Annotated in this window: 10 protein-coding genes; 9 read left to right on the forward strand and 1 reads right to left on the reverse strand. The window is 71.2% G+C overall.

All coding sequences use genetic code 11. The annotated features are described in order from the left end of the window. The first annotated feature begins 28 nt into the window (after positions 1–28). Genes AC1DYS_RS10650 through AC1DYS_RS10685 form a run of 8 tightly spaced genes read left to right on the forward strand, consistent with a single transcriptional unit; the run spans position 29 to position 23,407 of the window. Entirely contained in the window at positions 29–643 is a 615-nt protein-coding gene (locus AC1DYS_RS10650) for a hypothetical protein (RefSeq protein WP_477898755.1), read from the forward strand. Next, positions 640–10,455, forward strand: a complete 9,816-nt coding sequence (locus AC1DYS_RS10655) for a DUF6603 domain-containing protein (RefSeq protein WP_477898757.1) — start codon at positions 640–642, stop codon at positions 10,453–10,455. The genes AC1DYS_RS10650 and AC1DYS_RS10655 overlap by 4 nt, the downstream gene beginning before the upstream one ends. Further along, a complete protein-coding gene (locus AC1DYS_RS10660) occupies positions 10,455–12,470 on the forward strand; it encodes a hypothetical protein (protein ID WP_477898759.1) in 2,016 nt (671 codons plus the stop codon). Before AC1DYS_RS10655 ends, AC1DYS_RS10660 begins: the two co-directional genes overlap by 1 nt. Further along, entirely contained in the window at positions 12,467–13,495 is a 1,029-nt protein-coding gene (locus tag AC1DYS_RS10665) for a hypothetical protein (RefSeq protein ID WP_477898761.1), read from the forward strand. Before AC1DYS_RS10660 ends, AC1DYS_RS10665 begins: the two co-directional genes overlap by 4 nt. Next, the gene (locus AC1DYS_RS10670; protein WP_477898763.1) at positions 13,492–17,484 is read left to right on the forward strand and encodes a hypothetical protein; all 3,993 of its coding nucleotides are present in this window, start codon (positions 13,492–13,494) and stop codon (positions 17,482–17,484) included. Before AC1DYS_RS10665 ends, AC1DYS_RS10670 begins: the two co-directional genes overlap by 4 nt. Further along, positions 17,481–22,043, forward strand: coding sequence for a WD40/YVTN/BNR-like repeat-containing protein (locus tag AC1DYS_RS10675; protein WP_477898765.1), 4,563 nt, complete (start codon positions 17,481–17,483; stop codon positions 22,041–22,043). Before AC1DYS_RS10670 ends, AC1DYS_RS10675 begins: the two co-directional genes overlap by 4 nt. Before the next feature lie 22 nt (positions 22,044–22,065). Continuing rightward, positions 22,066–23,142 (forward strand): M12 family metallopeptidase, encoded by a 1,077-nt coding sequence (locus AC1DYS_RS10680; protein WP_477898767.1) that lies wholly within the window; start codon positions 22,066–22,068, stop codon positions 23,140–23,142. Between the two features lie 22 nt (positions 23,143–23,164). Further along, positions 23,165–23,407: a hypothetical protein gene (locus tag AC1DYS_RS10685; RefSeq protein ID WP_477898769.1), complete on the forward strand. Its 243-nt coding sequence runs from the start codon at positions 23,165–23,167 to the stop codon at positions 23,405–23,407. 334 nt (positions 23,408–23,741) lie between these two features. On the opposite strand, the gene AC1DYS_RS10690 is transcribed toward AC1DYS_RS10685, so the two are convergent. Continuing rightward, on the reverse strand, positions 23,742–24,695 hold the full coding sequence (locus tag AC1DYS_RS10690; protein ID WP_477899614.1) for a GlxA family transcriptional regulator: 954 nt from the start codon (positions 24,693–24,695) through the stop codon (positions 23,742–23,744). A gap of 110 nt (positions 24,696–24,805) precedes the next feature. Here AC1DYS_RS10690 and AC1DYS_RS10695 point away from each other — a divergent pair, with 110 nt between their 5' ends. Then, the gene (locus AC1DYS_RS10695; RefSeq protein WP_477898771.1) at positions 24,806–25,801 is read left to right on the forward strand and encodes an SLAC1 anion channel family protein; all 996 of its coding nucleotides are present in this window, start codon (positions 24,806–24,808) and stop codon (positions 25,799–25,801) included. Positions 25,802–25,878: the final 77 nt, after the last annotated feature.

Consider the following 25,878-nt stretch of genomic DNA (forward strand, 5'->3'; position numbering starts at 1 on the left):
CGCCAACTTAGGCAACAGGGGCGCGCACATGAGCGATGCCGTCGACACCGAATTCGCTCGATTCGTCGAGTCGGAACGGCGTGCCCAGCGGCTGCCCCGTGCGGTGCGGCCCATGGCCGAGGGCGATGTCTTCGAGCCCGTGCGCATCACGCCCGAGCAGGGCGCCGAGCTGATGCGCGTGGCGGCCCGCCGTGCCGCCGGCTTCTTCCGCCCGACGAAGCGCACCGAGGTCGTGTGGGTCGAAGGCGAGAGCGAACTCGCCGTCGGCATCGCAGGCGTCGACGTCAAGATCGAAGACGGGCTGATCCGCGTGCGCATCCCGGTGCGCTGCGACCAGACCGGCCCCACGACGGTCGAGGCTCTGTTCGCCACCGGCTCACCCACGGCCCCCGCCGGCCTGTACGCCGCCACGCCGCGCCGGCCGAACGGCCCGCCGGTGGTGATCGACGCCTGGGGCGATGCCCTGGTCGCGTTCGCCTGGCAGTGCGTGCTGGGGCTCGTCACCGGCATCGCCGCGGCCATCGGCAAAGACACACGCGGCAACCTGCTGGTGCCGGTGGAGCTCTCGGTCAGCGCGCGCGGCATCGAGATCCTGCCGATGGCCCGGCACCGTTTCGCGGGCTCCAGCTCGCTCAAGGCATGAACCTCGACCTCGGCATCCTCGGCAACCTCGCCAAGGCGCTGGGGATCCTCGACGCGAGCGGCAACCCGAACCAGGGCTGGTTCGCCAACCCCGAGAGCTCGCTCCAGAAGATGCTCGCGTCGCAGGTGCAGCGCGAGGCGCTGATCGCGTTCGTCGACGAGGCGCTCGGCGGTGCCGAGCGCAGCACCTCGGGCGGCGTGACGTGGCTACCAATCGTGTCCATCGACGACCCGGCGCTGTCGATCGCGCTGACGATCGACGAGAACCCGAGCGATGGCCTGCACGTCGGCATCGGCCTGAGCTTCGCCACCACCGCCCCGACCTCGCTGACCACGCTCGCGGTGCCGCTGTTCCGGATCCACAAGGAAGGCGGGCCGAGCGTGTCGCAGCCCCTGCTGCTCGGCTCGGCCGGCGGGCGCATCCGCATCGGCACGTCGGTCACGATCGACGGCGCACCGCCGCAGCCCGGCCAGGCGCGGCTGGGCGGCATCGGCCTCCAGGTCGACCTGCCGACCGCGCCCGGCGACCCGAAGCCACCGGTGTTCGGCGTCTCGCTGGCCGGCCTGCAATTGCCCGGCGCCACCGAGCCGCGCGACATCCGCGTGAGCGCCGACGGCGCCGAGCAGCTCGACGACGCGCTTCTCGACCTGGTGCTCTCGCTCGTCAAGGCGCAGGCCGACGCCGCGCTCGCGCCGCCCGTGCTGCGTGCAGTGGCCGGCCTGCTCGGCCTGCGCGCCAACGACGACGTGCCCGACTTCCCCATCACCACCTTGCCCACGCGCGGCGTGCTGGCGATCGCCGACTGGGTGCGCTTCATCCTCACCGACACCGATGCGCGCACCGACTGGCTCGGCCATCTGGCGACCCTCGTCGGCGGCACGCCCATCGCCGACGGCGTGAGCTTCGACCTCGGCGCCGCGGTGCTCACGCTCGCGCTGCGCACCGACACCGGCCCGAGCGGCAACGCGCGGCTCACGCCCAGCGTCGCGATCGAGCTCGGCAACGACGACGCGCGCATCGAAGCGCGCGCCGACGTGTTCCGCATCGACCTCGTCACAGGCGTTGCCTTCGCGCTGCCGAGCTTCGGCGTCTGGGCCGCAGCGGGCCGCGCAGGCCACCGCATCCTCGACATCACCGCACCGACCGTCGCCCGCGCCGACACCTTGCGCATCGGCTTCGGCATCGATGCGCAACGCCGGCTCGGCTTCGTGCTCGCGGCCGACACGGTGCGCCTCGGCACGCGCGACTACCCCACGCTCGACCTCACCTCGCCCGACGCGGTGATGGACGCCGCGGGCAACGCCGTCGAAGACGTCGCCGACGAACTGCTGGCCGGGCTCGGCAGTGCGCTCGGCCTGGCGCGCCAGCTGCTCGGCCTCACGCCGCCGGCCGGTGTCCCTGCGGTGACGCTGGCGGCGCTGATGGCCGACCCGGTGGCGGCGGTGGCCGGTTATTGGCAGCAGCTCATCGCCAACACCGCGGCCGCGACCACGGTGCTGTCGGCGCTGCGCCGCGCGATCACCGATGCGAGCGAAGCGGTGTCGGTGGTGTCCGGCCTCGGCACCGTCGAGCGCCCGTGGCACCTGCCAGTGATCGGCCCGCTGGCCTTCGAGGTCGTGGCCGACGGCCCCCGGCTGCACATCGGCCTGGCCGCCGCGACCGAGGTCGACGACCTCGGCCAGCGCTGCACCGTGCTCACGACGCGCATCGCCGCGCAGATCGCGCGCATCGACCTCGCCGCACGCAGCGCCGTGCTGCTCGGCAGCGTCGAGGCCTCGCTGACCGCGCGTGAACGGGGCGCCAACCCACCGCGTGCGCGGCTCGCATTGGGCGACGCGACGGCCGTGGTGGCCGACCACGTCGGCCTACGCCTCGCATGGTCACCCGACGCGGGCCTCGCGGCCCACGTCAGCGCGCCCCACCTGCGCCTGGAACTCGACGCGATCGACCTGCCGATCGCGCTGCCGGTGATCGGCATCGATGGCAGCGTCACGCTGCCCGCCGAGTCCTGGGACGGCGTGGAGGCGCTGATCGGCCACCTGGGCACGCTGATCGGCGGCGTGGTCGGTGATCTCGCGCGCGCGTTCGGCTGGGCCGAGTCCGTTCGCGAGGCGGGCGGCGTCGCCCGCAGCGGTGCCCGGCTGAGGCTCGCCGATCTCATCACCACGCCCGAGTCGGCCCTGCGCGACTGGCTACCGCGGCTTGCGATGAGCGATCTGGGCGAGCGCGCGCTCGAACTGCTGGCCGACCTGTTCGGCGGCCTCGGCGCAGCGCGCGGCGTGATTGCCGGCAGCGGCCGGCCGCACGACCCGTATCGCTTCGCGCTGGCCGATGGCCTGCCGAACATCGCGGTGTGGTTCCCGCCGGACGGGCTGGAGCCGGTCGTCACCGCGGCGCACCAGGCGATCCGCAACTGGCGGCCGGGGATGCCGGGGCTGTCGACGGCCTCGCTCGCCGCGGCTCTGCGCAACGAAGCCGAGGTTGCCGAGGAGGTGCGCGCACTCGTGGAGGGCCGCGACCTCGATGCCGGCTTCACCGCGCTTGTGCAGCGCTGGGTCGGCGGCGACGGCCGCATCGTCGCGCCAGCGCAGGCACCGGCCGGCGTCACGATCCGGCGTGTCGACGTCGGTGCGTCGCAGCTGCTCGACGAGTTGAACCTCGAAGACCTGATCGGCCGCGCGCCGACAACGACGCTCCATGTCGCGCTTGGGGCATCGGCCTGGGCCGGCTTCGGCGAAGAGCGGCGCATCGACATGAGCACCGCCGGCCTGGACGCCAGCATGTTCACCGCGCCCACCGCCGACACCGGCGACTGGTACATCGCGCTCGGCACGCGCGCCGACTGCCGCACCGGCACCAGCAGTGGCGACGGCACGGCGGAGCAGTCCGCGCGGCTGGAGCGGGTGCTCGATGCCTTCGCCGCGGTGGCCGGTGGGGTGGTGGTGGTTGCGGTGGGTGGTGCAGGCCATGCGGCGCGGCGTGCCGCCGACGCGAAGGCGGTGGTCACCGAGCTGGTGCTGCTCGGCACGCCGCTCGCACCGATCTCGCTCACCGCCGTCAGCGTGCAGCCCACCGCCGACATGCTGCGCCTGCTCGACCGCCTGCTGCCCACCGACGGGACCGACGAAGACGACGCCGACCTCGCGCTCGGCCGTTCGATGGTCGGCGCCTTGATGGAGCTCGCGCCCCTCGCCGACCCGGCTGCCAACCTGCGCCCGCCGACCGACCCGCTGCCCGCACCACGTGCCGGCCTCGCGGTGCACGCCCTGTTCGGCGACGTGCCGGCCGAGCGCATCGCGAGCGCGCTCACCGCCATCGTCGCCGCAGGCCTTGCCGGCCGTGCGCGCGATCGTTCGAGCGTCGGCATCGCGGCGCCCACCGGCGTGTTCGCCGGCCTGCGCTGGGCCCTGCCGGAAGACACCAGCGGCACGCTGCGCATCCGTGCGAGCGCGCAGCTCGGCCTGTTCGGCTTCGACCTCGAAGACGGCGTCGACCGCACGCAGGAGCTGCGCGTCGACCTGCGCATCGGAGACGCGATCGGCTGGCTCGCCGCCACGCCCGAGCTCGAACTGCGCGCGATCTCCGCCGAGTTCACGATGCCGCTCGACGGCTCGTCGCCGGGTGAGGCGCGCGTCGTGCTGCACGAGGCGCGGGTGTTCGGCCAGTCGTGGGAGGCGCTGGTCGTCGGCCTCGGCGAAGACGACGTGCCCGTGCTGCCAGAAGCGCGCGTGCTGCTGTCGGCCGCCGTGCAGCGGCTCACCGCCGACCTCGGCAGCGCTCGCTCGCTGGCGCTCTCGAACCTGTTCACGGCGCTCGGGCTCATCGGAGTCAATGGTGGCGTCGTCGGCGATGCCGTCGACCAGTTCGTGCACGACCCCGCCGGCTTCGTTCGCCAACGCCTGGTCGCGGCCAGCACCGCCGTCCAGGCGGCGATCACCTCGATGCTCGGCCCCCTCGGCGCCAGCATCGATCTCGCTGCGCGCAGCGTGCAGGTGCAAGGCGGCGGCAGCGCGCTCGGCCGCTTCGGCTGGCAGGCCGACGTCACCGCGTCGCTGACCGGCCTGGCAGGCGCGCTACGCTTCGGCCCGGATGCAGCACTGCCCACGACCGGCTCCCTGCAGGTCCAGGTCGCGCTGGCGCCGTTCGCGGTCACGCTGCAGTGGCAGCAGAGCGCGACGAACCAGGTCGTCGTGCCACTGTGGCCACAGCCGGACGGCCAGGCGCTCGCCCGCGTGCTGGCCCAGGCCGCGCCCAGCCTGGCGGCGCACGTCACGCTGGAGCTGATGCGCCGGGCCGACGCGGAAGCCCGCCCACTGATCGATGCGGTGCTCGACGCGCTCGGCATGTTGAACGGCGCCGCAAGCGACGCCGGACGCGCATTGCGCCCGCTCGCCGGCCTGCTGGCCGACCCGGCCGCGTGGCTGCGCAGCGCCGGCTCGCTGGCGTCCAGCCCGCTCAAGATCCAGGCGCTGTTCGATGCGCTGCGCCCGCTGATGAAGTTGCAAGGCGTCGCGGGCTCGCCCTTGCCCATCGCCACCGGCGTGAGCCTGTCGGTGGCGGCGGACGGCGCCGGCGCACGTCTTGCGCTGAGCGTCGATCCCTCCGAGTGGACACCGGCCGCCAGTGTGCGGCTTGCGGGCGGCATCGGCGCGAGCCTGGCCATCGCGCCCACCGGCGCGCCGCGTGTCGCCCTGGAAACCCACCTCGGGCTTGACAGCACGACGCCTGGCCGCCAGGCGGTCTACGCGCGCATCGGCAACAGCGGGCTCGAACTCTTCCTGCGGCCCGCCAGCGGCGCCGACGTCCCGCTGGTGCCGTTCTCCGGCCTGGGCGCGCTGTCGGCCGTGGCCGAAGCGGCGCTGCCTTTCCTGCTCGACCAGCTCGCCGGGCTAGCCGGCACGCCGGGCGAGCTGGTCGGCAAGGTCGGCGACGCGCTGGGTCTGCGCACCGGCATCGACCCGAACAGGAAGTTCAGCGCCGAGGCCCTGCGCCAGTGGGCCGCCAACCCGGTGGGCGCGCTCACCGCGGCCATCCCGTCGATCACCGCGACCGGCCTGAACCTGATCGCGCCGCTGCTCGACGACTTCCTGCCCAACGGCGTCAGCGCGAGCGGCACCAGCAACGAGCTGACGGTGGAAGTGACCAACGCCTTCACGCTGCAATGGCAGCCGGGCGCGAGCCGCGTGCGGCTCACGGTGCCCGGCGTTGCGGTGCCCGGCATCGAGCGGCTCGGCGGCACGCTCGCGATCAGCGCCGCGGGGCTGGACGAGCTGAGCCTCGCGCTCGGCCCGGCGAGCATCGAGGCCGGCGGCGTGCTGCTGCAGCCCTTCGTGAGCATCAGCGCGGGCCTGGCGCCGGTGGGCGGCAGGCGCGTGATGGTCGGGCTTTCGGCCGACGCCACCCACCACTTCGCTGCCCGCTGGACGCTCGACACCGCCAGCTTCGACCTCGTGGCCAGTGACGGCGCACTCGCCACGGCAATCGCCACCACCGACCCGGGCGCGGTCGCGTTGCGCGTCGTCGAGATCGTGGCTGACGTCGTCGCCGCCGTCGCGATGGCGCAGCAGGCGGTCAAGGACCTGCTCGACGTGACCGTCGGCGCGCAGGACGTGCGCTTCCTGCTCGCCGGCGTGCTGCTCGATGCGGCCAACCCGACGCGGCTGATCGACCAGCCCTTCGATGCGAACCTGCTGCTGCCGCGCATCCATCGCCTCTTCACCAACATCGCCGGCGCCGGCATCACCATCCCGATCGGCCCGCTGGAGATCGCCTTCACCACCCTCGGCGGCAGCATCGGCCTGCAGCTCGGCGTGACCGACCGCTTCGCGCTGGTCGAGGGTGACGTGTCGCTCTGGCTGGAGAACGACGACCGCTGGATCGACCCGAACCCGCCCGGCGACGGCGGGCTGTTCGTCGGTTTCCTGCCGACCACGTTGCCGCTCGCGTTCACTCCGAGCCTGGTGGTCAACGGCCTCGGGCTGCGCGTGGGCAGGTCGTCCGGCCCGCTGCTCGATGCCGGCATCACGATCGAATCGATCGCGCTCTACGTCTTCGCGGCGATCGACTCCGGCGGCGCCTGGAGCGGCGGCGTACAGCTGAAGTTCTCGAACCTGGCGGTGTCCGCGTCGGGTGCCGGCGGCGAGAACGGCATCGCCAAGGGCATCATGCGAGACACCGGGCCGACACCGCCCAAGCCCGCGTTCTCGCCCGCGCTTGCGATCCAGTCGCACCACGGCGGCGCGGTGCAGGTCTCGCTCACGGCGGGCGACGGCACCGGGCCGTGGTGGATCGCGATCCAGCGCGGGTTCGGCCCGCTCTACCTGGAGCAGATCGGCTTCGGCACCACCATGCCGCAGGGGCGGCTGGAGCGCATCTCGCTGCTGATGGACGGCTCGGTGTCGATGTTCGGCCTCACCTGCGCGGTCGACGACCTGCAGCTCACCTACATCGTCGGCAACAACGACTTCTTCAACCCCGCGAGCTGGGCGATCGACCTGGCCGGCCTGGCGGTCTCGGCCAACATGGCCGGCGTGTCGATCGCCGGCGGCCTGCTCAAACAGGCCACGCCGCAGGGCACCGAGTACCTCGGCATGCTGCTCGGGCGCTTTGCGGTCTATGGCCTCACCGTCTTCGGCGGCTACGGCGAGGGCAAGACCGACCAGAACGAGAAGTTCGTCGCCTTCTTCGCCATCGGCGCGATCAACGGCCCGATCGGTGGGCCGCCCGCCTTCTTCCTGACCGGCATCGGCGGCGGCTTCGGCATCAACCGCATGCTGAAGGTGCCCACCGACCTCTCGAACTTCGGCAACTACCCGCTGATCCAGGCGCTCGACATCGCCGCCAAGCCGAGCGATCCGATGACGCAGCTGCGCGAGCTCGGCCAGTACTACCCGATGCGCAAGGGCACCTTCTGGTTCGCCGCCGGCATCTCGTTCAACAGCTTCGCGCTGGTCGACGGCATCGCGGTGGTCGCAGTGCAGATCGGCGATGGGCTGGACATCAACATCCTCGGCCTCGCGCGCATGGCGCTGCCCCGCCCGCAGGCGGCCATCGTCTCGATCGAGCTCGCGCTGCTGGTGCGCTTCTCCAGCAGCGAGGGCGTGCTGTGGGTGCAAGGCCAGCTCACCGACAACTCCTGGCTGCTCTACCCCGACGTCAAGCTCACCGGCGGCTTTGCCTTCGTGATCTGGTTCAAGGGCGAGAAGGCCGGCGAGTTCGTGCTGACGCTGGGCGGCTTCCACCCCGACTTCCGGCGCGACGGTTACCCGGTGGTGCCGCGGCTGGGCCTGCGCTGGAGCATCGGCAGCACGATCGTCATCAAGGCCGGCAGCTATTTCGCGCTGACCTCCGAGGCCCTGATGGCCGGCGGCGACTTCGAAGCCTCGGCGAGCTTCGGCGCGGCATGGGCGGAGGTGAAGTTCGGCGCGCACGGGATCGTGTTCTTCGATCCGTTCTCGTACGACGTGATGGCGTACGCGCGCATCGCGGCCGGCGTGACCATCGACACCTGGCTGTTCGGCGAGATCACGATCTCCATCCACATCGGCGCACGTATCCGCGTGATGGGCCCGGAGTTCCGCGGCAGCGTCACCTTCGAAGTCGGCCCGATCGGGCTGACCTTCGAGTTCGGCGGTTCCGGCCAGGAGCAGAAGCAGCCGATCGCGGCCGACGCGTTCATCGCCAAGTACCTGGAGGCGGCCGACAACGGCAATGCGCGCCCGCACGCGGTGATGACGAACACCGGCGCCTTGCCGGCCAAGGGCGAGCAGTCAACGCCCGACGGCTCGTCGCAGCGGCCGTTCATCGTCGTGGTCGAGTTCTCGGTCACGTTCACGAGCACGGTGCCGGCGTCGCGCGTTAACCGCACGCTGGCGCCGGCGATGATCACGAGCACCTCGCACGCCCCCAGCCGCGCACTGGGCGTCGCGCCGATGGACACCGTGAGCGTCACGCCGACGATCACGATCACGTGGCGGCGCGAGGGTGTCGACCGGCCCTATCCCTTCATCGACACGGTGCGCCCCTTCGGCCACTTCCCGGCCGGCATCTGGGGCCAGCCGCAGGATGCGAACGCGCCCAAGATGCCCAAGGGCGAGATGATCGAGGCGCTCAACGAGCTCGATCTCGTCTGCAAGGCCACGCCGTCCGGCGGCGGGCCGGAGATCCCGTACCACCAGGTCGAGATCGGGCCACGCCGGCCCTTGCCCTTTACGCGGCGGGCGACCGAGATCGCCAACCAGCGCAACTCGGCGAAGTCGGTGAGCCAGCTGGTCACCGCGCCCATCACGCGCGACGCTGCCTTCTCGGCGGCGGCACGTTTCCTGAGTGAACGTGCGTCGCCCACGGCGCTGGCCGCGCTGCGCGGCGAACGGCAAAGCCCGCCGCGGCTGGGCACGCTGACCGAAGGGCTGGAGGTCGCGGTGGCGACGACGGTGCCCGAGGTGGCGCCGCCCATGCCGCCCAAGGTCTACGACCATTTTGTCGATGCACCGCGTGCGGTGGGGCTGCTGTCGGGTGCGACGGTGGGGATCAGCGTCGCGAACAAGGCACGCACCACGGTCGAAGGCAGCCAGCGCGCGTGGCGCACCGCGCGGCCCACGCTTGCGGCCGTCGAGGCGCAACGCAGCCGCTCGATCGCGGCGCGCCTCGTGGTCACCGACACGCCGGCGGTGTCGACCGCGGCCAATGATCGACGCGGCACGGGTGGCACCGTGATCGCCGCGACCCGGCTGCCGCCGACCGCGGTGGCACACGGTGCGACTGCGATGGTGGCGCGCCGCGGGGCGCCGCTCTCGGCCACGCTCGGCGACTTCGGCAGCGCGATGCTGGCGCCGGCGGGCCGCGGGTTGGGTCGCGCCGCAGCGGGCGGCGCGCGCCTCGCGACCGGCCAGACGGTGGTGCTCGAGCTGCCCAATGCGCGCCGCGATGCCGGCGACGGCGATCGGCCGAAGCTCGTGGTCAGTGGTGCCGCGGCGCGCATCGTGCTGCTGTCGCACGGCGGGCGCTGGCTCGCCGACGAGCGCGTGGAACAGCGCGAGATCGAGATCCCGAGCGGCACCGAGCGCATCGTGGCGATCGGGCAGGGCAGCGGCGTGCCGTCGCAGCTGGGCCTCGCCGGATGGCATGCCGGCATGCAGCTGCCCTATGCGGGCCGCTCGACCGCGGTCGGCCCGGGCTGCGTCGTGCACACCGTCGGCGAGCGCCTAGGGGCACACGACCAGCGGCTCGATGCCGGCTGGGTCAGCGGCGCCGAGCTCGCGCGTGGCACCAGCACCGTCACGACCATCTTCACCGGCGTGCCCCGCACCGTGGTGATCGTGCTCGACGACCCGGCCGCCGCGGGCGACCCGGTGGCGGCGCGGCAACTGCTGCTCGGCCTGGACGGCGCGACGCGGCTGCACGAGGCCGACGGTAGCGACCGTGCCCCGGTGCTGCTCGCGAGCGACAACCGCAGCGTGCTCGCGTACGACGTGGTCGCCGATGGCGACCGGCCGCTGGTGGTAACGATCGCCACGCAGGCGGGCTGGTCGCTGGTCGGCGTGATGGCGTCCGACAGCGTGGACGCGACGGGCGCCGTCGCGCTCATCGCCTCCCGCGGCCTCGACGCCGCGATGCTGCCGTTCGCGAGCGCCGACCCCACCCAGCCGGGCGCGAACAGCGTGCTGCAGTGGGAGGCGCCCACACGCACCCGCGAAGAGCGCACGCTGGCCCGCGCCCAGGCGCAAGGCGGCGCACGGCTCGCCACGCTGATGTCGCAGCGGTTGGCGAAGCCCGCGAAGAAGCCGGCCCCCAAGACAAAAGGACGACGCTGATGCCAAACACCGGCCACTTCATCCTGCACTCCAACGTGATGCCGCCGATCACCGCCGGCCCGTATGAGCTGCGCACCGATCAAAGCGGTCTGCCGTTCACGGTCGAGACCGAGGTCACGCACGTCCGCGTCGCGGCGCCGCGCTACACGATGCCGACCGAGCAGATCCTGTCGAGCTTCCCGCCGGCCAATGCCGAAGGCGCGTTCGGCGACCGCCTGCCGCAGATCGTGCTCAAGCGCCGCACCTTGCCGTGGGAGCGCAACCCGGCCGGCTCGGCCAACCCGTCGCCGGTGCCTTGGCTCGCGCTGGTGGTCGTGGCCGAAGGAGAAGCCGAGCTCTCCACCGCCACGCCGGTGGCCGAGTGCTTCACCGCCGGCACGCTCGCCAAGATCGCCGACCCGACCGACCGCGATGTCGAACAGGGCCTCTACCTCGCGGTCACCGAGACGGTGGTGAAGAAGCTCTTCCCCACCGCGGAAGACCTGCCGCTGCTCACCCACGTGCGCGAGGTCGACGTCAATGACACCGAGCTCGCCAACGGCGACGACGACGGCTGGCTCGCCGTGGTGCTCGCGAACCGCCTGCCGGTGTTCGACACCGCCGCCGCCAAGCCGGTGCGCTACATGGCCTGCCTGGTGAACCTCGAAGGCCAGCTCGACGCGCTGCCGCCACCGACACCGCCGGTGCCGAGCTTCGAATACGCGCTCGCGCAGGACTGGAGCGTGCTCGCGACCGTGAACGCGACCAGCGCGCCCGACCAGCTGGTGATGGGCGGCGTGTCGATGAGCCACGTGGTGCTGCCTGCGGCCGGGCTTGGCTCGCCCCGTCCGCCGCACCTCGCGGCGCCTGCGCTCAAGACGACCTCGGCCGGCGCCAAGATCGGCAACGCGATCGACGGCGGCGCCTCGATGGCACAGCAGAGCGTCTCGAAACAATGGGTGTCATCGCCCACCGCGAGCATCGCCGCCGCTGCGAAAGATCCCGACGCCAAGCGCAAGGTGCGCGACACCATGGCCGTGGGCTTCCGCTACCCGATCGAGCTGTATGCGATCGAGAAGGTGCTGCGCTTCCCGGTGCTCGCGCATTGGTCGTTCACCACCAGCGGCAAGGAGAGCTTCGAGACGCTGATGCAGGACATCGACATCGGCCTGCTCGGCACGGTGCCCGAACGTGCACCCAACGCACCTGCGTCCGAAGCCGGCCCGGAGGTCGTGCAGACCGGCCACATCGGCCTCGACCACCGCACACGCCGCGGCGACACCTCGCGTGCCTGGTACCGCGGGCCCTGCGTGCCCTTCCCGACACCGCGCGACTCGACCGCGAAGGACGAGCCGCTCGCGCTCGCCCACGCCGCCGACCAGCTGCGCCGCGTGATCCCCGACGGCCGCGAAGACCTCGCGCTCGCGGCCGCTTTCGAGATCGGCCGGCTGCTCGCGTTGTCGCAGCTGTCGGTCGTCTCGGCGCTGTTGCGCTTCCGTGGCGAGCAGTTCGGCGCGGGCCGCGTGCGCGAGATCCTCGCCGAACTGGTGCCCTTCGAGCTGCCCGTGCTGAAGCACGAACGCTTCGACATCGGCCGCTTCGTCGCGATGCAGACGCTGGACGTGCTGTCGAAGAACACCGACCGCATGATCGGCCCGCAGCGCCCGGTGGCCGACCCGGGGCGACCGCTGCGCGTCGACGGCGACCTCGATGTCCTCATCGCTGGCGGCCTCGGCTACGACCTCGCATCGCTGCGCAAGCGCGCCGATGCGGTCGGCATGGTGGCTGCACTCGAGCAGACCCAGGCGCCGGTGGCCCTCAAGCCGGGCCAGGCGCCCAACGAGAAGCTGGTGGTGCCGGCGCTGCGCGCCGCACTCGGCGCAGAGCTCGAACGCACGCTGGGGGTGGCCGCACCGCCGCGCATCGTGGTCGGCCCGCTCGGCGTGGCGCGCGCGGCGCGCAAGCCGCAGCCCGACGCGCTGGACGCGCTGATCGCGCACGCACCGCCCGACGACGAGACGGAGGATCTGCCATGAAGGCCTACATCAGCGGCGAGGTCGCGATCCAGGCGGCGATGGCCGCATCGCTGAACTACGCCGACATCGTCACCGACCAGGACCCCGACGACGGCACCCACGTCGTGCCCGGCGAGGTGCGCCGCTTCCTCGCGCGCCTGCGCCTGCTGCACGGGGTGCCTTTCAGCTACCTCGTGCCGGATGCCGAGCTGCTGCCGGTGGAGTCGATGCGCTTCTTCTACATCGACCGCGCGTGGACCGACGCGCTGGTGCAGGGCGCGCTGAGCGTGGGCACCATCACCAGCGCCGACCGCACGCAGCTGGAGGCCGTGTACCCGCACATCCGCGACGAGGTCGACGAGGCCGAACGTGCGATCCGCCGGCCGAAAGGCGAACCGCGGCTCGCCGCCGGCAGCGGCACGATCACCGGCTTCATCATGCGTTCGCGCGCGATCTCGGGCTGGCCCAACCTGCATGTGCGGGCGTACGCGCGCGACGTGGTCGCCGACGACGCGCTCACCACCGCGGCCGAGTCGCACCCCGACCGCATGAAGGTGCTGCGCATGGAGCGCCTGGCCCCCGCGGTGCTGTTCGTGCTGTTCGACGGCGTGCCGGCGGTGGTGCACATCGAGGAGCCGCGCCAGGGCATCCAGTTCGGCGCGCGGCTCGACCCGGAAGACCCGCCCGCAAGCCGCCGCGCCAAGGTGCACGTGCGCGACTGCAACACCGGCGACAGCGTGCCGCCGCTGGACGACTTCACCCCCGACAACTCGGTCGACGTGCCCTTCCGTGCCGGCGCGCCGGGCGTGATCGACCTGACCAACCTGCGCAAGCGGTTGGCGGCCAAGGCGCCGAACAGCGGCGGCACGCTGGAGCCGAACGAGTACGCGCTGCAGATGCTGCGCTTCCCCTACCGCCAGGTGTTCGGCGACCCGGACAACCAGCAGGGCCAGCAGTTCTACTCGCTCAACAGCTTCAAGGCCACGGTGGCGCTGTCGGACTGGAAGAAGACCGTGACCGCCAATCTCGCGAAGGTGATCAAGTGAGTACCGCCAAGCGTGCGGCGTTCGAGCCCGGCGTGGTGCGCGAGATCACGCGCGGCAAGCGTTTTCTCGCCGCCGACCGCGCCGCGCTCGACCTCACCGAGATCGGCACCTGGGACGACCACCTGCTGCGCGAGCACCGGCTGCTGGTGCCGGTCGACGTGCAGGCGCTGTACGTGCCGCCGGGCAGCACCGAGGCGATGGTGCGGCTGCCGATGCTCGTGGCCGGGCCGAACGGCCAGACCGTCACCCAGGCCGAAGACGGCATGCCCGATCCGTTCGACGCGGGCACGCCGCGCGAACCCGGCGTGCACCTGCACTGGGCCATGCCCGATGCGCTGCTGCGGGGCAGCTTCCGCAGCGCCGACGACGGCAGCACGAACCGCCTCGCCTTGCCCGCGCTGCCCGACCGCTGGCTGGTGCTGCGCATCGTGCTGCCCAAGGGCGCGAGCGATGCGGCCGTCACCGGCTGGGTGCTCGAAGCCGATCGTGCGATCGCCGTGCCGCTCGCCCAGTGGAAGGAAGGCGGCACCGCCGCGGGTACGCCGGCGGGCGCCACGATCGAGCGCCAGCAGCTCACCGGCACGGTGGGCGGCGCGGTGAGCTGGTCGGGCGTTTACGACGCGGTGCTCAACCGCTTCGCCTTCCATGACCCGCTGAAGGACGTGGGCGACGCCGACGAAGACTGCGCCAGCTACCTGGTCACCGGCTGGTGGAGCGACCCCGCGCTCGATCCGCTCGACAAGGCGCGCAACAACGGCAGCCTGCACGAGATGCTCGACACGCTGCGCTGGCGACTGCTCTACGAATGGGGCGACGCCGCCTGGAGCCGCGCGCAGGACCAGGCACGGGCCGAGCTGCGCCAGGCGCTCGGGCTGGAGTCTGCCGACCGCGGCGCGACGAAGCGCCCGGTCAAGAAGAACGGCGTGCGAGCGGCCGCTGCGGCGACTGCCCTGCAGGCCTTCGTGCCGATCGACAAGACCGTGGTCGAGACGCAGAAGCTCACCACCGCCTCGGTGTTCGCGAGCGACGCGGCGACGCGCTACGCCGCGCCCGCGTGGCACCTGCGCTCGTCGCTGCTGCACGGCGCGATCTACGGTGTGCCGGTGCGGGGCGACGTGGGCGTCGATCGTCGCCCCTCCGCGCAAGGCATCCTCGTCGCGCTCGGCCTGCACGACGACGACCTGCTCGCCGGTCTCTCGTGCGCGCAAGCGACGCCCGACCAGCGCCGCGCCGCCGAGCGGCTGATCACCGCGTTCACTGCGCAGAAGGTGAATCGGCTGGGTTCGGCCGATGGCGCGGTCGAACTCGAAGAGCATGAACACGCGGCTGGATTCGCCTCGTTGCCCTCGGGCTCGGCAGGCACCGACCGCTTCTTGCAACGTGTGCAGACCGGCGGCACCGGCGGCCTCGGCATCGGACGCAAGCGTGGCGACCAGGTCGGCATCTCGGCGAAGACGAAGTCGGCGAAGGCCGGCAAGGTCGGCAACGCGCTCGGCGCCCAGGCGCCGGCCTCACGCACGCACCTGGCGTTCACCGGCAAGCCGGCGCTCGTCAAGGCCACCGAGATGATGGTCAACGACCTGGCACGCTCGCGCGTCGGCGAGGTGCTCGCGCCCACCGATGCGCGTGTGGTCGACCGCCCCGCGCCGCGCTTCGCTTTCCCGACCGACCCGATGGTCGCGCTGCGTGGCGCCGGCCGCAGCCTGCGCCACGGCGGCGACGGGCGCGGCTCGGCCGACGGCAAGCTCACCTGCCGCTGGCCCACGCACGTGATCACCGAGATCGACGGCGTGGTCGCGAAGGACCGCTTCATCCGCTCGCTCGGCAACGGCTCGGTGCCGGCCGAGGCGCTGACGCTCGCGCGCGAGGTGCTGTTGCACGACCCGTATCACGACGAGTGGATCGCGGCCGCCATAGCACCGCCCGGCGTGGGACGCAACACCTTGCTGACGCGCCTCAAGGCCGAGTCGGTGCTGCGCTTCGGCCGCGACGGCACCTACGACGGCAGCACCATCGCACTCACTGCGGCCGCCACCCCCGGCACGCCGCGCGGCGCACGTGCCGCTGCAAAGCCGTTCGAGCCCGGTCGGCGCGAGCAGCAGACGATGGTGGCCGACGAGTTGCGCAAGTTCTCGCTCTACAAGGGCGCGGACCCTGACCTTGTCGGTGTCACCAGCTGGGCGCAGCCCTGGGTGCCGATGTGGCTCGAATGGGAGGCGCGTGTCGACGGGCTCGATCCGCCCACGCTCGCGGCCTGGCAGCTGCGCGAGGTCGACCTCGAAGCGAGCGTCACGGTGATCGACGGGGCCTCGCTCGTGCTGCGCGGGCGCTCGCAGCTCACCAGCGGTGCGGCGTCGACGCTGCACGACGCGATCACCGACTGGCTCGCCGCCGAAGACGCGCTCGACGACGACGGCGCCGGCCAGGTCGACGAGGACGTGGAGGCCGCGTACCGCACGCTCGCGGCTTCGGTGAAGAACCTCGACGTGCTGACCGCCACGCTCGACGGCCTGCGCTCGCAGCTGCTCGGCCTGCCGGTCAGCGACGGCCTGCGCCGGCCTGCCGCGGCACAAGGGGTGAGCCAGCCGGCGCCCATCGCGGCGCCGCACACGGTGCTCGCCGGCGGTGTGACGCTCACGCGGGCGCGCCTGCTCGACGCCTTCGGCCGCACGCTCGACGTGGCGGTGGCGGACACCATCACGCCCACCCGCGAAACGCTGGAGGGCCACCCCGGCCTGCTGCAGCTGCGGCCACGCCTGCTGCGGCCCTCGCGCTGGCTGCTGCGGCTCGTGGACGCGGCGACACCGGTGGGCAGCGAGGGCACCGAGGCGCGGGTCGACCAGGTCGAGCCTTCGCTGCAGGTCAACCCGGTGGCCGGCTTCGTGATGCCCGACCACCTCGACGAAAGCCTGGAGGTGTTCGGCATCGACGGCGCGCCGATCGGCGAGCTGCTGCACGAGCCCGTGAGCGGCGGCGTGATGTGGGAGATCGCCGCCGGCCGCGAAGGCCCGGCGGATGCGGGCCCTCACCACGGCCTGCTGCCGGCGCAAAAGCCGTTGGCCGACCTGGCCGCCGCGCTGGTGGCGGCCGATGCGGCGGCGCGTGCCGGCGCGCCCCAGTCCAGCGAGGAAGCGCCGGCCGAGAGTGCACTGTCTGCGTTGCTGCGGGCGATCGACACCACCTTGTGGACGGTCGACAGCTTCGCCTCGCTCGGCAGCGAACACGTGGCCGGGCTCGTCGGCCGGCCGGTGGCGGTGGTGCGCGCGCAGCTGCGGCTCGAACTTCGACCGCCCACCGACATCGACCTCTCGGACCCCGCCCGCGCTGCCGAATGGGCGCAGGCCGAGCGTGATGCCGCCCGCCATGCGTTCCCGGTGCGCATCGGCGAGCTGACGCGCAGCGACGACGGCGTGCTCGGTTTCTTCGTCGACGACGACTACTCGCGCTTCCGCCTGGTCGACAAGGTGATCGCGGCCACCGCCGCCGAAGCCGGGCGCAGCCAGGGCCGGCTCGGCGTGTTCGAGCAGGCGCAGGCGCTGCCACCCGCGAGCCCGATCGCGCACCCGTACATCGCGGGCACCGACGACGCCGACACGCTCGCGCTGCACATCGGCCAGACGGTGACGCTGACGATCCTCATGTCGCCGGCCGGCAAGATGACGCTGAGCTCGGGGCTGCTGCCGCGCAAGCAGCTCGCGCTGGCGCGCGACTGGATCGGCACGGGGCTGCAGGCGATCGCGCCTTCGTTGCGCACGGGGCCGGTGCTGGTGGAAGTCGACCTCGCGAAGGAGGGCCAGGTGCGGCTGCCCAAGGTCTCGGTGTTCGGCAAGGACCAGAACTTCCTGTGGCGCGACACGCCCGCGAGCTGGCGCACCGATGCCATCCTCGCCGCGACCCAAAGCGCGCTGCTGCCGGACGAGCCGGCAGAGTTCCGCGAGGGCTGGATCCGCGTGGCGCCGGCCCGACCCGAAGACGAGGCACAGCCATGAGCCTCTACGACTGGCCGCCGGCACGATCCGGCGACGATGACGACGACGAACCCGGCGCGCGCGTCGCATTCTTCCGGCGCCAGCGCACCGAGCTCGACGGCGAGGTGGCGCGCCGCAGCACCGCGCGGCCAGCCCCGGGCGGGCTGCGCGCACCGGCGAACACCCGCACGAACCTGTGGCAATCGCTGGGGCCCGACACGGTGATCGACGGCCAAGTGATCGGCGCCTCGCGCGTCACCGGGCGCATCAACATGCTCGCGGTGCACCCTGACGGCGAGCGTGTCTATGCAGCCAGCGGCAATGGCGGCGTGTGGCATTCGGCCGATGGCGGCCGGCACTGGAAATCGCTGGGCGGCTTTGCCGCGACGCCGGCGCCTGCGAGCGTCAACCGGCCGGCGCAGCGCAATGCCTGCGGTTCGATCGCGGTCGACTGGAACGCCGCCGGCGGCGAAGTGGTCTACGTCGGCACCGGCGAGACCTCGCACACCGCCGATGCGCAGCCAGGGCACTCGCTCGGCGGCATCGGCATCCTGCGGGCCGTGAGGCCGGCGGCATCGGCCGCCGACGACCCGTGGACACGTGAGGCCGACAACCTGCTCGGCAACGGCATCTACCGCATCGCGTTGCAGCCGGGTGGCAGCGGCGCCATCGCGGCCACCACCGTCGGTCTGTTCGAGCGCCCGGCTGGAGCGGTTGCCGACACCGACTGGACCAAGGTCGCCGCCTCCCCGTTCGACTCCCTCGCCGTGCGCTGCACCGACGTGCTCTGGACCCGCGGCAGCGGCGCCCGGCCCGAGCGGCAGTGGGTGTGGGTGCAATCGGGCGACAAGGCGGGCCTGTGGGTACGCGCCGGGGCCGGGGCGTTCGAGCGCATCGTCGAGGCCAAGCCCACGTCTTCGGCCACGGCCACCGAAGCGCCGCGCGAACGAGCCGTGCTCGCGATGTCCGATCCGGCCCTGTCGCCCGACCAGCTCTACCTGTTCGTCGACCACGGCAAGCGCGACGGCACCGGCCTGCCGCGGCTCTTCCGCATCTCGTGCGCGACCGCCGCGACGCCGACCGCGACGCAGGTGACCGCCGTGCCCGACGTGCTCGGCAGCCAGGGCTTCTACGACATCGGTCTCGCCGTGCACCCGACGCTGAAGGACCGCGTCGTGATCGCGGGCTCGACCTTCGCGGCGCTCGCGCCGGACGGCCGGCTCCTCGTCAACAGCGGCCGCGCGAAGGACGGCGGCATCGTGTTCGCCGACGTGGCCCCTGGCCTCGGTGGCGCGCTGCTGTTCGGCCTGCCAGCGTCGCCATCGAAGATGATCGGCGCGGGTGTGCACGCCGATGTGCACGACGTCGTGTTCAGCAAGGCCGGCGCGCGGCTGTGGGCCGCCTGCGACGGCGGTGTCTACCGCAGCGACACGCCCACCGACCTCGCCGGCTTTGCCGCGATGAACGACGGCATCTCGGTGATCGAGTCGAACTACCTCACCCACCACCCCGTGTGCGACGGCCTCGTCGTCACCGGCCTGCAGGACAACGGCATCATCCGCCGCCGCTCCGGCGCCGTGTGGTTCCACGAGGGCGACGGCGACGGCGGCGGCGTGGCCTTCGATCCGACGCAGCCGCAGCGCTACGTGCGCCAGTTCACGCGCGCCGGCTGGGGCTCGTCCGACGGCAACTTCTCGCTGAAGGCGCCGGCCGCGGAGAACACAGCGGACCACTGCTCGTTCTACTCCACGCCCGCCGCGATCACCAAGTCGCGCCCCGGTGCGCCGGCGGGCCGGCAGACGATCACGCAAGTGATCGTCGGCACCTCGCGGCTTTGGTACACGGAAGACTTCGGCACCACCTGGGTCACGCTGCACAGCGCCACGCCGCCGCCCGCCGGCAACCTGACGCAGGACAAGTTCGGCGACAAGATCACCGTCTGCCGCTGGCAGACCGGCGAGGTCGCCTGGGCGCTCGGCGAAGGCCGCGTGCGCCGCTACGCACGCACCGCAGGCACCGACACGGCAGCAGGCCCCGGCACCTGGACCTCGGACACCATCCTGCAGAAGGGCGAGAAGAACAAGAAGGACACCACCTCGGCCGATGGCCCGGTGCGCGACGCCGCGGTGTGGACCGACATCGCCGTGAACCTCGATGCGCCCGGCATCGCGCGCGGCACACGTGGCGCGCTCTACCTCGGCACGAGCGGCAAGCACGACAAGGAAGACGTCGACACGCTGTACTGGTTCAACGGCACCGACAAGTGGTTCTCGACCCACTTGCGCCGCGACGGTGTGCCCGCGCCCGTGACCTCGATCGTCTGCGACCCGGCGTTTCCGGACGAGGTCTACGTCGGCACGACGATCGGCGTGTGGAAGGGCACGCGCAACCTCGCCACGCCGACGGCGCCGACATGGGCGTGGTCGTCGCGCGTCAACGGGTTGCCCGAGGCGGCGGTGGAAGACATCCAGATCCACACGCGTGGCGGCCTGCGTCTGTTGCGCGCCGCGATCGCGGCGCGCGGGGTGTGGGAGTTGCGCCTCGACACCGCAGACGTGACCGACCTTGCCTACCTGCGCGCGCATGAACACGACCTGCGCCACACACTGCCGTCGTCGCCGCTGTCGGACGACGGCGTCAACGCGCGCTCATGGCACGCGAGCCCCGACGTGCACGTGCGGCGCGCCCCGCTGAGCTGCCCGACGCCGGCCACGCTGCCGTGGACGCGCGGCGGCGGTGGCATCGAGGCCGAGAAATTGCGCCGCTACCAGAGCGCGCTGCGCGAGCGCCTCGGCGACCCGCGCATCCGCCCCACCGGGCTCTTCGACGACTGGTTCAACGAGGTGATGCGCAGCCTGGGTGCGCCACGTGTCGGCAACACCGTGCGGCTGGACGAGACCTTCTGGAAAGCGAGCATGCAGATGCCCTGGGCGGTGGCCGAGCCCTGGGGTGGCGCCGCGCCGACGCATGCAGACCTGCTCGAGTTCAGCGCCGCGCTGCCCGACCGGCCGGTGCTGACCCAAGCCTCGTGCGCGCTGCCGCGCGATCTGAGCAAGGTCGACGTGCTGGTGCAGGCGCGGTGCCTCGCGCCACTCGACGGCGCGAACGTGCGTGTCGCGCTGCTGCAGTGGACCGACCCACCGCCCGCGCGGCCGCCGGTGCGCTGGGACGACATCACCACCTGGCCGGGCGGCAATGTGCCGTGGCGCGCGGCCGTCAACGAGGTTCTCAACAGCGCGGGTGGCACGACGGCGCAAGCCTTCGGCGCGGGCTGGAAGCTCGTCGGCACCCGGCAGGGGCTGGACGGGCAGACGATCGATGCGACGCACCCCGGCATCGCGACCTTCGACCTCGACCTGTCCCTCGTGCCGGACGACCGGCTCGTGCTGCTCGTCGCGGTGATCCGCCACGGAGCCGACGTGGCGGTGCCCAGCGACACGCTCGAGAACCTGGTGCTCGGCCAGCCGAACATCGCGGTGCGCTCGCTGCGTGTCAACGGCCCGAGCGTGCAGGTCACGGCCGCGCGCAGCCCGTTCGCGACGGTGCCCTACGCACTCGAGCTGCGCAAGAGCGCCGCCCAGAACACCCGGCTCACCGCGGCGCTCACGGCGGCGCGTGCACCGCTCGACGCCGCGCAGGCCGACATGCTCGACAAGGCCGCGATCATCGTCGCCAGGATCACGCCGAACGGGCCGATGGACTACGCCGGCGTCAACGAAGACAAGATGTACTTCTCGGCGAGCCTGCTGAAGTCGGTGATGCTGTATGCGAGCTTCGAGCTGGTGGCGCAGGTCAACGCGCTCGCGCCGACGATCAGCGCACCGACCGCCCGCAAGTTCTTCGACGCCGTGGAGCGCGAGTTCAGCACCACCATCGAACGCTCGGTGCGCCGCATCAAGCCCGGCGTATGGCGCAGCACATCGTTCCCGCAGGCGCTCACCGCGCAAAGCGCCGGTGCCAACCAGTGGCGCGTGGTGATGAGCGAGGTGCACGACCGCGAGCTGCGCGAGATCTTCATCAACCAGCGGCAGAACATCACGCCGCGCAACACGATGCAGCGCCTGGGTTACTCGTTCGTCAACCGCGCGCTCGAGACCGCGGGCTTCCTGGACACCGACACCGACACCGGCCTCTGGATGGCCACCGACTACGGCGCCTGGTCCGACTTCAACGTGCCCGTGGTGACGATGAGCAAGGGCCGCAACCCGAAACCCGGCTCGTCGTCAGCGGCCATGACGGCCATCGCGATGGCGAGCCTGTGGGCACACATCCAGCGTGGCCAGCTGATCGATGCCACCGCGAGCCAGGCCATGGCAGGGGTCATCCAGCGCGGCGGCGCCTGGTTCTCCACGCTCGCCGCGGGCGTGCGGGCGACGTTCTCGTTCACCGACGTGGGCGCGAAGGTGGGCCACTCGGCGAGCGGATCGGCCAACGTGGGCTCGGTGCAGTCGGAGGCCGCCTTCCTGCAGCGCACCAGCGACAACGCGATGTTCATCGCGGTGTGGCAGAACGTGCCCGACGCGCTGGGCAGCCTGCCGATCTACCGTGCACTCGACCCCGTGATCCGTGACTGGCCCTGAAGGGCCGTGAAAGGAGGACGCCATGCGTCACATCTGCAAGATCTGTTCGCCCTTTGTTCCGGGCCTGACCAGCGAGGCGCACGCGGACGGCGACGAAGCGGCCTCTGCCGAACGCATCGACAACCTGCGCGTGCTGCCGATACGTGGCCACGGCCGCGCTCGTGCCGCGGTGGAGCGCATGAAGCTGTGGGAGAACGGCCGCACGCTCAACGTGAAGTTCCTCGACGGCAACGCCGCGGTGCAGGCCAAGGTGGCCACGATCGCCAAGGAGTGGGAACAGATCGCGAACCTCAGGCTCGAGTTCGTGACCTCGGGCAACGCGCAGATCCGCATCAGCTTTGCGGAAGAGGGCTTCTCGTGGTCCACGGTGGGCACCGACGCGCTGACCGTCGGCTCGGCGAAGGCGACGATGAACTACGGCTGGCTCGAAGCCGACACGCCGCTGCGCGAGTACCAGCGTGTGGTGCGCCACGAGTTCGGCCATGCGCTTGGCATGATCCACGAGCACCAGAACCCCGACGCGCTCGGCAAGATCCCCTGGGACAAGCCCAAGGTCTACGCCTACTACGCGCAACAGGGCTGGGACCACGACGACGTGGACTCGAACATCTTCGCGGTCTACGACGAGGACACCACCAACCACACCACCTTCGACCCGACCTCGATCATGGAGTACGCGGTGCCGGACGAACTGACCATCGGATCCTTCTCGATCGGCTGGAACACGGAGTTCTCGGCAGCCGATGTCACGTTCATGAAGCGGCAGTACCCGAAGGCCGCGCTGGCGATGACCGAGATCACGGTGGGCTCGCAGGTGAGCGCGGACATCGCGGCGGCGGGTGAGGTGGACAACTATCACCTGCCCATCACGACGGCGGCCACCTACATCATGACGACCGAAGGCGGCACCGACACCGTGCTCGCGCTGCACGGGCCGAATGACCCTGGGGCACTGCTCGCCTGGGACGACGACCGGGGCATAGGCGCCAACGCGCGCATCGTGCGCAAGCTGCAGCCAGGCGAGTACTGGATGACGGTGCGGCACAAGACGCCGGGCGGCACGGGCCGCTATTCGGTCGGTGTGAAGAAGCGGGCGTAAGCAACCCAAGGAGGCATCAACGATGCAAGCACAACAACGCAGGCTGCTCTACCGAGCGCAGATCGTGATCGCCATCGTGAGCGCGGGTCTGTTCGTGCTGACCTTGATCGATCCGATGTGGATCGAGACGCTGCTCGACGAATCGCCGGATGACGGGGACGGGAGCCTGGAGCGGTGGATCTTGCTGGGGTGTACGTCTGCGGCGACGGTGCTGGCGGGGGTGCTGGCGTGGAGGGGGCGCAGGAGGTTGGGGGCGGACGGGTAGGGGGCTGGCGGGAGAGGTTGAAAAGGCGCAGGTCTATGCGGCTGAAGGACTGCAAGAGACTGCGTGCTGCCGGTCGAGGACAAGGGATGAACGACTGCCAGGCGGGAAAGCGGTCCTACGCCACTCTGCCGGCCCGATGACCGCAGCACTCTAAGACCGGTCGCTGGTACCTCGAAGAGCGCGCGACAGTCTCACTGACTCCTTCCGGGTGGGACGAACACCCGATTCCGACCCGTTGCCGACACTCATATCGTGCAGCTGGCTGCCGCAAAGCGGACTGGTCGACGGGGAGCACCCGTGGCCACGACGCGCTCCCTGGAAATGGCGCGACCCGTCATCTTGCGAAGCGTCTTCGATACTCGACGAGACTCACACCCAAGCAACGGTTAAACGCTCGCCGAAATCCGTCCACGTTTGCGAAGCCCACCGCATTCGCCAATCGCTTGGCGGGGAGGTCTGACTCCTCGGCGAGGCGGCGGGCTGCATCGATCCTCGCCTTCTCGACGAATGCCGCAGGCGTGGTTCCCGTCTCGCTGCGGAAGACTCGCGCGAAGGTTCTCTCGCTCATGCCGGCTCGCCCGGCCAGGGCGGCCACGGACAGGTCGCTTTTCAGATGGTCGAGCACATGGTCTTGAACCTCGCGCACGTCGGTGCGCGCGGACGTCTGTGCAGCCAGGTGGGCGCTGAACTGGCTCTGGCCGCCAGGGCGCTTGAGAAACATCACTAGCTCGCGTGCCACCCGCAATGCGAGTTCGCGACCATGATCCTCTTCCACCATCGCCAGCGCGAGGTCCATGCCGGCGGTCACCCCCGCGGAAGTGAAGAGCTTGCCGTCCTTGACGTAGATCGCGTCCGCTTCCACATGCGCATGCGGGTAGGCCGATGCGAGCCGACCGGCGGAGTTCCAGTGTGTCGCCACCCGCTTTTCGTCGAGGAGCCCAGCCGCCGCCAGCACGAAGGCCCCCGTGCACACCGAGCCATAGCGCCTCACGGTGCCCGACTTGCGCCGCAGCCACTCCTGCAGCTTCACGTCGCTAGCCATGTCCTCGATGCGGGGGCTGCCCGCGACGAGCAAGGTGTCGATGGCTCCCCGGTGCGCCGCCACCGTCGCGTCGACAGCCAGACGCAGCCCGCTGCTGCTCTGGAGCATGCCTCCTTCGGCGCTGATCACCTGCACTTGATAGGCATCGGGTTGGCCGAGCTGACGCGCGGCCTCCGTGAAAACGTCTGCCGGCCCTGCGACGTCCAGCAACTGGAAGCGAGGGAAGGCGAGTATCGCGATGCGCATGGCCGTTGAAACCCGGTGATTGGCAGAAAACGTCGTACCGTGCAGCGCGTAAAAATCTGATGCTGGCAGAAAATAACCATACATGCAAATTCAGCCAAAGGGAACATGTCATGCATACGCTGCCCATCAACCCTTCGGCGCCGGAGTTCCTCGCGAAGGGAAAGGCATCCATACGCAACCTGCCGGTCAGCCTCTTCGCAGCGGTCATGGGCCTTTGCGGGCTCGCGCTCTGCTGGCGGCTTGCACACCGCAGCTTGGCGGCTCCAGCCTTTGTCGGCGAGGCCATCGGCGCGCTCGCGCTGTTCGTCTTCGTGCTGATGTCAGTGGGCTACGTGGCCAAGCTGACGAAGCACCCACGCGCGGTACAGGCGGAGTTTCTGCATCCCATGGCCAGCAGCTTCTTCAACACCATCGCGATCTCGCTTCTATTGCTGTCGACCATCGTGGCGCCTTACAGCGCGCCCGCGGCGCACGCCCTGTGGGTAGTGGGCGCGCTGGCGGCTGTCGTGCTGAGCTTCCTCGCGATCTCGCGCCTGCTGAAGGGCCAGGTCGATGCGTCGCATGCCGTGCCTGCGTGGCTCATTTCCGGTGTGGCGCCGCTCAACATCCCTGCGACCGGCGGACACATGCCCATGGCCTGGGCGGCAGAAGTTAGCCTGGTCGGCGGGGCCATAGGCCTTGTACTGGCCTTCGTGCTCTTCGCGATGATCTTCTCCCGGCTGGTGCACCGCGAGCCGTTCCCGCTCGCGATGACGCCGTCGCTGATGATCCTGGTCGCGCCCTTCGGCGTGGGCTTTCTCGCGTACATCCACATCGTGGGCAGCGTTGACCGCTGCGCTGCGCTGCTCTTCTACTTTGGCCTGTTCATGTTCGCCGTGGTCGCACCGAAGGTGTTTCGCCCGAGCGTGAGGTTCTCTCCCGGCTGGTGGGCGATCGGCTTTCCGATGGCAGCGTTGGTCAACGCTGCGCTGAGATACGCCGACTTTCTTGCCAGCGGGCCGCTTCTGTTCCTTGCGGGCGCGCTACTGAGTGCATTGAGCCTGGCGTTGGCGATCCTCACGGTGCGAACGGTGAAGGTCGCGCTGAGCGGAGAACTGTTCACCTGAACATCTCTGGAAGGCCAGCAGCGCACTCTGCCGACCTGGTTTGTCGTGGCTCCTCGAAGCGGACCTTTGCCGCTGTC

It is taken from the genome of Rhizobacter sp. P2_G4 (genome assembly GCF_056403575.1).

Bases quoted from the DNA above. Each gene is read 5' to 3' on its own strand.
- AC1DYS_RS10650 (WP_477898755.1), top strand. From the start codon at position 29: ATGAGCGATGCCGTCGACACCGAATTCGCTCGATTCGTCGAGTCGGAA.
- AC1DYS_RS10655 (WP_477898757.1), top strand. From the start codon at position 640: ATGAACCTCGACCTCGGCATCCTCGGCAACCTCGCCAAGGCGCTGGGG.
- AC1DYS_RS10660 (WP_477898759.1), top strand. From the start codon at position 10,455: ATGCCAAACACCGGCCACTTCATCCTGCACTCCAACGTGATGCCGCCG.
- AC1DYS_RS10665 (WP_477898761.1), top strand. From the start codon at position 12,467: ATGAAGGCCTACATCAGCGGCGAGGTCGCGATCCAGGCGGCGATGGCC.
- AC1DYS_RS10675 (WP_477898765.1), top strand. From the start codon at position 17,481: ATGAGCCTCTACGACTGGCCGCCGGCACGATCCGGCGACGATGACGAC.
- AC1DYS_RS10680 (WP_477898767.1), top strand. From the start codon at position 22,066: ATGCGTCACATCTGCAAGATCTGTTCGCCCTTTGTTCCGGGCCTGACC.
- AC1DYS_RS10685 (WP_477898769.1), top strand. From the start codon at position 23,165: ATGCAAGCACAACAACGCAGGCTGCTCTACCGAGCGCAGATCGTGATC.
- AC1DYS_RS10690 (WP_477899614.1), bottom strand. From the start codon at position 24,695: ATGCGCATCGCGATACTCGCCTTCCCTCGCTTCCAGTTGCTGGACGTC.
- AC1DYS_RS10695 (WP_477898771.1), top strand. From the start codon at position 24,806: ATGCATACGCTGCCCATCAACCCTTCGGCGCCGGAGTTCCTCGCGAAG.